The following is a 7,951-nucleotide window of genomic DNA, read 5'->3' on the forward strand; positions in this document are numbered from 1 at the left end:
GCGCACCCGCAGCGCTTCCCCAGCGCGAGGCGATCGTAGTCCCTGCCACCAGGAACTCGCGGTACCGCACCGGGAAGATTTCGGGAATGGCTCGATGAAAGCTGTTCATCGACGGCAGGCCTTCGCTGCCACGGAGAGTGCGGAGCGTACGGAGCGTGAGCGGAACGAGAAGGATCCTTCGCCGCGCCGCGTGTTCCGGACAGTCCTGGGCGGCCGGGTAACCGGCCATTGCGTTTTCTATGCATGTGGAGACCGAGGAGACAATGATGAATTGCCAGCCCTCAGCCGGGCTCGACGTTCTGCTGCAGAATGCGCGCAGGCGGGCGGGACTCACCCAGGAACAGCTCGCCGGCCTTTCCACCGTGAGCGTACGGGCCATTCGCGACCTGGAACTCGGGCGGGTCCAGCACCCGCGCAGGGAAACACTGAAGCTCCTCGCCAATGCCATGCGGCTGAGCGACGCGCGACGTGTCGAGCTCGAACTCGCCGTCGACGCGAAGGCGGTGGGGCGCGTCTTCCAGGACATCTATGGTGTCGGCCTGGCCACGCCGCCCCCTCCGCTGCGCCCGCTGATCGGGCGGCGCCCGGAACTGGAGGCGCTGACGGCCCGGTTGCGCACGGATCACGAGCGGCTGCTGACCCTCGTGGGGCTGCCGGGAGCGGGAAAGACACGGCTCGCCCAGGAAGCCGCCTCGGTGATCCACGCCCGGGACCGGATTCCGGTGCTGTGGGTATCCCTGGACGACACGGCGGAGACCACTGGGGCCGCTCCCAACACCCCGCAGTCGACCGTCACCGGATGGGTGCGCGCACTTGTCCGCGACGGCGAGGAATTCGAGGAACTGGCCGCGCTCATAGGGTCCAAGGCCACCTTGATCGTCCTGGACGGCTACGATGCGTCACCCTCTGTCACCCCTCGGCTGCTCAGTCTGCTGCGGGTCTGCGAGCGCCTGAAAATACTCACCACCACCGACCGGCCGGTCCAGCTGCCCGGCGGACGACTGCTGCCGCTGGCCCCGCTCCCGGTGCCGACCGCCGCCGATCTCGCCGAGGCGGTGGGCGGCTCCCTCGTCGCGGACCGCCACGCCGTGGAGCTGACGCTCTCCCATGTCAGCTATATGCGGCCCGACTTCCTCCCCACCGACTCCGTCGTCACCACCGTGGCCCACATCTGCCGGGCCCTGGACGGCATGCCGCAGGCGCTGGAGGCCGCGGCTTCCTGGCTGCTGCTGTACTCCCCGCAGCAACTCCTGGACATCGCCCGCACCTCACCGCTGGTCCTGCTCGACGGCGTCACCCCGGCCGATCCCGCCGCGGGCCCCACCCTGGGCGAGCGGCTCACCGCCGCCGTGACCGGGCTCGACCCGAAGGCCGCCGGGCTGCTGCGCACACTGGCGACGCTCGACGACCCGTGGACGGTGGACGGTGCCGCGCGGGCCTCCGGCACCTCGCTGGCCGAAGCCGCCCGGGATGTGCACGCCCTGCTGGTCCGCGGTCTGATCCGCCGGCTCCCCACGACGGCGGGCGACCCGGTCGGCTTCACCGTGCTCAACCTGGTCCGCGCCGTGCTCGACGAGGACCGGGAGACGGCGCCCGCCGCTCTCGCCGCCGCCCTGAGCGACTGAGGACCACCCCTCGCACCCACCCCGTTCCCGCCCTCATGAAAGGCACCGCACCCATGCGCAACCTGATCTCCCTCGCCGACCTCACGCCCGCCGAGCTGGACCACCTGGTCCGGCGCGCCGTCTCGTTCGGCCGGGACGGCATCGTGCCGAAGCCGCTGGCCGGACGACAGGTCGGTCTGTACTTCCGCAAGTCCTCGACCCGGACCCGGACGTCCTTCTGGACCGCGGCGACCCGTCTGGGCGCCGACGTGATCACCTTCGGCCCGAACGAACTCCAGCTCACCACCGGCGAGACGGTCGAGGACACCGCCCGGGTCCTCGGCCAGTACCTGGACGCCCTGGTCGTACGGACCAACGGGGACGTGGAGGAGATCCGCCGGCTCGGCAGCAGCGCGAACCTGGCCGTCGTCAACGCCCTGAGCCTCGACGAGCACCCGACCCAGGCCATCGCCGATCTCGCCACGCTGGCCGAGGAGTTCGGCTCGCTCGACGGTCTGCACCTGCTCGCCGTCGGCGAGGGCAACAGCTCGGGCGCCGCCCTCGCCCTGGCCGCCGCCCTCACCCCCGGGCTGCGCCTCACCCTGCTGTGCCCGCGTGGGTACGAGGTACCGAAGGAGACCCTGGACCTGGCGGCCGAACTCAGCGGCGGCAAGGCCCTGGTGAGCCAGGTCGTCACGGCCGACGAGGTAGAGGGCCCGGTGGACGCGGTGTACACCAGCCGGTGGCAGACCATGGGGGTGACGAAGGAGAACCCCGACTGGCTCAAGGACTTCGACGGCTTCCAGATCAACCGCGCGTTCCTGGACCGTTTCGCCGGCCCGCGCACCGTCTTCCTGCACGACCTGCCCGCGGTCCGGGGCGAGGAGGTCACCGACGAGGTGCTCGACGGGGCGTCGAGCCGGGCCTGGCGCCAGGCCCACCACAAGATGACGGCCGCCGCGGCGGTACTTGAGTGGTGCGTGCGCGGCATCCAGAGCTGACCGACCGACCGACCGACCGACCGACCGCGCCACGCCGCGCCGCGTCGCTGCGCCCCGCCCGGCTCCCGGCGGACATGGGATCACGCCCCATGTCCGCCGGGAGTTCTTCTTGCTCGCTGCCGACCGCTCGCTGCCGGCCATCGCGCGAAAGGGCGGATGCGGGCGCCAATCGCGCCTCGCACCCGCCTTTTCGGAACGGGAGAACCGGTGGGTTCAGCCACCCATGGCCGCAACCACGGAACGCGGCCGCATGTCGGTCCAGTTCGCCTCGATGAATTCGCCGCATTCCTGCTTGCTGGCCTCGTCCTTCACCAGTTCCCAGCCCGCCGGCTGCTGGATCCGGGCCGGCCACAGCGAATACTGACCCTCTTCGTTGGCCAGCACTACATAGCGGCCCTGGGAGTCCTCGAACGGGTTGGTTGCCATGATTTCCACCTCGGTTGGACGAAGTTATTCGTGAAGTCTTCAGGTGTGCCTGAGCTTTTCGTCTGCATCAGAGACTAGGAGCCGCGGACCGGCGCGCCGGGCAGAAGCCCAGGCAGATCGGCGGCACCACGGACCGCGCGATCAGGCGGGCACCCGGGCCGTGCGATGCGCGTACGTGAGGGCCACCCCGGTCGCCACGGTGGCCGCGCGCACCGCACCGAGCGCCTCGCGCACCAGCTCCGAACGCTCCACCAGCATCACCTCGAACCCGGGCTGACCTGCGCGGACAATGTTCACCGCGGCTTCGAGCACGGCGACCTGGGCCTCGCCGAGCGCCTCCCGCCGGTCGACCCGTTCCCGTACCTCTGCCAGCACGTCCGCGAGCACGTCCGCCGCACGGACGCTGTGGCCGGTCTCTGCCATGTCATGACTCCTCGGTCGTTCGCCGGCTGTGTGCGCGCCTGCGCGGTCTGCGCGGTGTACGCGTTGTGCAACGGGCCGGGCGCTGAATTCTGCGGATGCAGTGCGGCCAGTCTCACGTCCCACCGTCCGCCCGGCACCGGGCAGTCGGTCAACTGCTCCTCTGCTGCCGCCCAGTTGCCGCCGGTCACGCCGGAAACGCCTCCGGAGCGAATCTACGGTTGTGGCCGAAAGGAAGTTCCGGGCCAGCCCGGACCTCTTTCTCCCCTTGTCATCCAATGATGTGGACGAAGCGAACAATGAAGCCTGCGGAATGGGCGGCTCGTCATCGATCCGGGCCGCTGGATGTTGTTGTCACCGGACTGCAATCCGATGCGCACACCTGGAATCTCATCTACATCCAACTGCTGCTCGAAGACCTCGGGCACAAGGTCGTCAATCTGGGTTCCTGCGTGCCCGAGGACGAGATCGTCGAGTCCTGCTGCAAGTTCCAGCCCGACCTCCTGGTCGTCAGCAGCGTCAACGGGCACGGCTTCAACGACGCCGAACCGCTGATCGGTGCGATCCGCTCGCGCTGGGAGCTGACCGGCCTGCCCGCGGTCATCGGCGGCAAGCTCGGCGTGTCCGGGGACGGGGAGGAAGAGGCCGACGCCCTGATGAGAGCCGGGTTCGACGCGGTCTTCCAGGACGGCGTCGACATCGCCGCCTTCGAGTCCTACGTCGACTCACTGCCCAAGGAGGTGGAACGGTGACCGCGCCGGTCCAGGAGGCGCCTCCCGGGAGCCGCACCACCGTGCACCGGCGACCGCTCTCCTTCGGCCGCTTCGTCGCCGGGGCACAGGCCCGCGGCACCCTCGTGGTGCAGCCCCGCATGGGCTTCTCCGACCCCGCGCTGATGAGGGCCGGCCTGCTGGCCACCAAGGGGGCGGCCGACGCGGTCGTCGGCACCATGACCATCGACAGCTACACCCGGGTCAACGACGAGGCGTCCGCGGCCCGCGCCCTGAACGGCGGCGTCCCGCTCAACGGATTCCCCATCACCTCCTACAGCCCGCACACCTCGCGCTGGGTCCTCGACGGTGTCCGCGACGCAGGCTTCCCGGTGCAGATCCGGCACGGCTCTGCCCGCCCCCAGCGCATCGTCGCCGCGCTGGCCCAACTGGGCCTGGACGCCACGGAGGGCGGCCCGGTCTCCTACTGTCTGCCCTACGGACGCACCCCGCTCCTGGACTCCGTACGCAACTGGCAGGAGAGCTGCGACTTCCTGGCCGGACTGCGCTGCACCGGGGCGGAACCGCACCTGGAGACCTTCGGCGGCTGCATGCTCGGCCAGCTCTGCCCGCCCGGCCTGCTCGTCGCGATCAGCGCGCTGGAGGCGCTCTTCTTCCACCGGGCGGGGCTGCGCAGCATCTCGCTCAGCTACGCCCAGCAGACCAACGCGGACCAGGACCGCGACGCGATGCACGCCCTGCACCGGCTGGCCGGCGAGTTCCTGCCGGACACCGACTGGCACATCGTCCTCTACACCTACATGGGTCTCTATCCGCAGACCCGGCACGGCTCCCTGGACCTCCTGGAGCGCTCGGCCGAACTGGCCGTGGAGACCGGGGCGGCCCGGCTGATCGTGAAGACGGCGGCCGAGGCGCACCGCATCCCGACCGTCGCGGAGAACGTCGAGGCCCTGCGGGTCGCCGCGCGGGCCGCCGCCCGCCACCGCACGGCGACCGGCGCACACCCCCGGAACGCCCCCGACCCGTACCCCGACCCGGCGGACAACGCCGTGTACGCCGAGGCCCGTGCCCTGGTCGACGCGGTGCTGAACCTCGACGACGACCTGGGCCAGGCCCTGCTGAAGGCGTTCGCCCGCGGGTACCTCGACGTCCCGTACTGCCTGCACCCCGACAACGCGGGCCGCACCCGGAGCCACATCGACGGGTCCGGCCGCCTCACCTGGTCCGAGATCGGGGCGATGCCCCTCGGGCCAGTCCGCGACCGCGGCCGGCGGCTCACCGCCGCCGGGCTGTTCGACGCCCTGTCGTTCGTACAGCGCCGCCACGACCGCGTCCTTCCCCAGCACGCTTCCCGCTCCCCGCTTCCCCCGGCGGCCCGTCGCCCGGCAGCCCATCGGCAGCACACCCAGGAGGTAGCACCATGACCAGCACGATCGCCGAGTCCGACGGCCGCGTCGCGCCCTCGTTCCCGTCCTCTCCCGACCAGCACCTGATCGCCGAGCCGACCCGCGCCACGCTGCGGGTGCAGAGCCGGATGCTCGCGGCGACCCGCGCGTTCCTGACCGCGCAGGGCTTCCAGGAGCTGCTGCCCCCGGTCATCGGACCGGTCACCGACCCGGGCATCCGGGGCTCCAAGCAGGTGGACGTCGACTTCTACGGCCACAAGTACAAGCTGATGACCAGCGCGATCCTCTACAAGCAGGCGTCGCTGCTGGCCTTCGACAAGATCTTCTACATCGCGCCCAACGTCCGCCTGGAACCGCTGGAGACGGCCGTCACGCACCGCCATCTCGCCGAGTTCCACCAGATCGACGTGGAGATCCGCGACGCCCGCCGCGAGGACGCGATGGAGCTCGCCGAGCGGCTCGTCGCCCATGTCGTCGACGAGGTCGTCCGCGAGATGCCCGCGGACCTGGAGCTCCTCGGCCGGGACCGGGACGCCTTCCGCGAGGTGGTCCGGGGGGCGTTCGACCGCACCACGCACAAGGAGGCCACCGCGGACCTGGTGGCGCTCGGCCACCCGCAGGACCCGGGCGCCGAGATCGACTGGGAGGGCGAGGAGATCCTCTCCGCGAAGACCAGCCGCCCGTTCTTCGTCGTCGACTACCCCAAGGGTTCGCGGGGCTTCTACGACCAGGAGGACGCCGACCGCCCCGGCATCCTCCGCAACTTCGACCTGATCGCCCCCGAGGGCTACGGCGAACTGGCCAGTGGCAGCGAACGCGAGCACGACTACGCGGCCCTGGTCACCCGGATGCGCGAGACCGGCGAGAACCCTGCCAAGTACGGCTGGTACCTCGACCTGGCCCGCCGCGGCATCCCCGCCAGCTCCGGCTTCGGCATCGGCCTGGAGCGCTTCACCCGGTACGTCACCGGGCGCACCGCCGCCTGGGAGGCCAGTGCCTACCCGAAGCTCCCCGGCGTGGTGTCCGCATGAGCACCGTACTGAGCGCCGAGGGCTTCCCCGAGGAACAGGTGCGGCACCGGGCCAGGGCCGGAGCGGCTGGGGCCTTCCCCGCGCTGGAGTCCTACGGCAGCGGCCTGCTGGGCGCGGTCCCGGCCGGCCAGGACGCGTACGACCTGCTGGAGCGCGCCCGGATCGTGCCCCCGGTGTTCATGCCGGAGCGGCTGAAGAAGCTCATCGACCTGGCCCGCGAACCGCTGTACACGGACGTCGAACTGGACACGCGGGTCGGCGGGTTCGCCTCCCGGCTGCCGCTCTACGTGTCCGCGTTCGGCTCGACCCAGGTCGCCAGCCACGACCTGGGCGAGGCGGCCGGACGGCAGGCCGGACAGCTCGGCATCCCGATGGTCATCGGGGAGAACGTGGTGCCGGTCAACGGATTCCGCGCCGCCGCCGACTCCGGAGTCTCCCCGCTGCTCGGCCGGATCGCCGCCTACACGGGTGCCGCCGACGACGAGCACGGCGGCGTGGTGGTGCAGCAGTCCACCGAGGACGCCGACGCGGAGGTGTGGAACCTGGTCTACAGCGACCCGGTGTCCGAACCGCTGCTCGCCACCGGCCGGCTCGCCTTCGAGCTGAAGGTCGGCCAGGGCGCGAAGCCGGGGCTCGGCGGACTCACCGTCCTGGGCCGCGAGGCCGGCGGGAGGGTCGCCGAACAGTACGCCATGGAGCCGGTGTTCGGCGCCGACAGCGACTCGGTGCTGCGGATCAGCAGCCCCGGCACCTTCACCGAGGAGATCCTGCGCCAGCAGATCCGGCTCATGCGGAACAACTTCCCCCGCGTGAAGGTGTGGGTGAAGCTGCACCCCGGCCGCGACGTGGCCCACGCCGCGGCCACCGCCTGGGCGGCCGGCGCGGACTCCGTCACCGTGGACGGCGCGGAGGGCGGCACCGCGTGGGCGCCGACCGCCTTCCTCGGCCAGGTGGGGCTCCCGCTCGGCGAGTGCCTCACCCGCATCGGCCGCACCGACCACTGTCTGCTCGCCAGCGGGCGGATCTGGGAAGGCGGCAGGGCAGCGAAGGCTCTGGCGCTCGGCGCCCGCGCCGTCGGCCTCGGCCGGGCCGCACTGCTCGCCGTGGACGAGGACGCCGAAGCCGGGCTGGTCCGGCTGGTCGAGTCCATCGCCCTGGAACTCCGGCTGCTGATCAGCTCCGTCGGCAAGTACCACGCGAACGCCCTGGAAGCGGACGACGTCCTGCTGCCGGACGCCGCAGCGACGGCCTCACGCACCGGCTGACTCCCCATCCCACTTGCCCCACCACTCCACTTCGCCCCATTCGCACCATCCGCACGTCATCCACCGT

Annotated in this window: 8 protein-coding genes; 6 read left to right on the forward strand and 2 right to left on the reverse strand. The window is 71.2% G+C overall.

Translation table 11 applies throughout. From position 1 onward, the window contains the following. Positions 1-266: 266 nt before the first annotated feature. Both OG842_RS33780 and OG842_RS33785 read left to right on the forward strand, forming a co-directional pair. Positions 267-1,625 (forward strand): helix-turn-helix domain-containing protein, encoded by a 1,359-nt coding sequence (locus OG842_RS33780; protein WP_328512594.1) that lies wholly within the window; start codon positions 267-269, stop codon positions 1,623-1,625. 53 nt (positions 1,626-1,678) lie between these two features. After that, on the forward strand, positions 1,679-2,605 hold the full coding sequence (locus OG842_RS33785; RefSeq protein ID WP_266735467.1) for an ornithine carbamoyltransferase: 927 nt from the start codon (positions 1,679-1,681) through the stop codon (positions 2,603-2,605). 213 nt (positions 2,606-2,818) lie between these two features. On the opposite strand, the gene OG842_RS33790 is transcribed toward OG842_RS33785, so the two are convergent. Together OG842_RS33790 and OG842_RS33795 are read right to left on the reverse strand one after the other, a co-directional pair. Next, complete coding sequence (locus OG842_RS33790; protein ID WP_266735465.1) at positions 2,819-3,031, reverse strand: MbtH family protein; 213 nt, start codon at positions 3,029-3,031, stop codon at positions 2,819-2,821. A gap of 141 nt (positions 3,032-3,172) precedes the next feature. Beyond that, a complete protein-coding gene (locus tag OG842_RS33795) occupies positions 3,173-3,454 on the reverse strand; it encodes a hypothetical protein (RefSeq protein ID WP_266735463.1) in 282 nt (93 codons plus the stop codon). Between the two features lie 296 nt (positions 3,455-3,750). Between OG842_RS33795 and OG842_RS33800 the strand changes: the two genes are divergently transcribed. From OG842_RS33800 to OG842_RS33815, 4 genes are read left to right on the forward strand one after another with little or no spacing between them, the layout of a single operon-like run. After that, positions 3,751-4,203, forward strand: a complete 453-nt coding sequence (locus OG842_RS33800) for a cobalamin B12-binding domain-containing protein (RefSeq protein ID WP_266735462.1) — start codon at positions 3,751-3,753, stop codon at positions 4,201-4,203. Beyond that, on the forward strand, positions 4,200-5,606 hold the full coding sequence (locus tag OG842_RS33805; RefSeq protein ID WP_401877846.1) for a methylaspartate mutase: 1,407 nt from the start codon (positions 4,200-4,202) through the stop codon (positions 5,604-5,606). Before OG842_RS33800 ends, OG842_RS33805 begins: the two co-directional genes overlap by 4 nt. Further along, positions 5,603-6,619 (forward strand): asparagine synthetase A, encoded by a 1,017-nt coding sequence (locus tag OG842_RS33810; protein ID WP_266735460.1) that lies wholly within the window; start codon positions 5,603-5,605, stop codon positions 6,617-6,619. The genes OG842_RS33805 and OG842_RS33810 overlap by 4 nt, the downstream gene beginning before the upstream one ends. Further along, on the forward strand, positions 6,616-7,884 hold the full coding sequence (locus tag OG842_RS33815) for a glutamate synthase-related protein (protein ID WP_266735458.1): 1,269 nt from the start codon (positions 6,616-6,618) through the stop codon (positions 7,882-7,884). The genes OG842_RS33810 and OG842_RS33815 overlap by 4 nt, the downstream gene beginning before the upstream one ends. The last annotated feature ends 67 nt before the right edge of the window (positions 7,885-7,951 follow it).

It is taken from the genome of Streptomyces sp. NBC_00376 (genome assembly GCF_036077095.1).
Taxonomy (GTDB): domain Bacteria; phylum Actinomycetota; class Actinomycetes; order Streptomycetales; family Streptomycetaceae; genus Streptomyces.

What these genes read in the sequence shown, in the direction of transcription:
- OG842_RS33780 (WP_328512594.1), top strand. Translation starts at nt 267, where the DNA reads ATGAATTGCCAGCCCTCAGCCGGGCTCGACGTTCTGCTGCAGAATGCG.
- OG842_RS33785 (WP_266735467.1), top strand. Translation starts at nt 1,679, where the DNA reads ATGCGCAACCTGATCTCCCTCGCCGACCTCACGCCCGCCGAGCTGGAC.
- OG842_RS33790 (WP_266735465.1), bottom strand. Translation starts at nt 3,031, where the DNA reads ATGGCAACCAACCCGTTCGAGGACTCCCAGGGCCGCTATGTAGTGCTG.
- OG842_RS33795 (WP_266735463.1), bottom strand. Translation starts at nt 3,454, where the DNA reads ATGGCAGAGACCGGCCACAGCGTCCGTGCGGCGGACGTGCTCGCGGAC.
- OG842_RS33800 (WP_266735462.1), top strand. Translation starts at nt 3,751, where the DNA reads ATGAAGCCTGCGGAATGGGCGGCTCGTCATCGATCCGGGCCGCTGGAT.
- OG842_RS33810 (WP_266735460.1), top strand. Translation starts at nt 5,603, where the DNA reads ATGACCAGCACGATCGCCGAGTCCGACGGCCGCGTCGCGCCCTCGTTC.
- OG842_RS33815 (WP_266735458.1), top strand. Translation starts at nt 6,616, where the DNA reads ATGAGCACCGTACTGAGCGCCGAGGGCTTCCCCGAGGAACAGGTGCGG.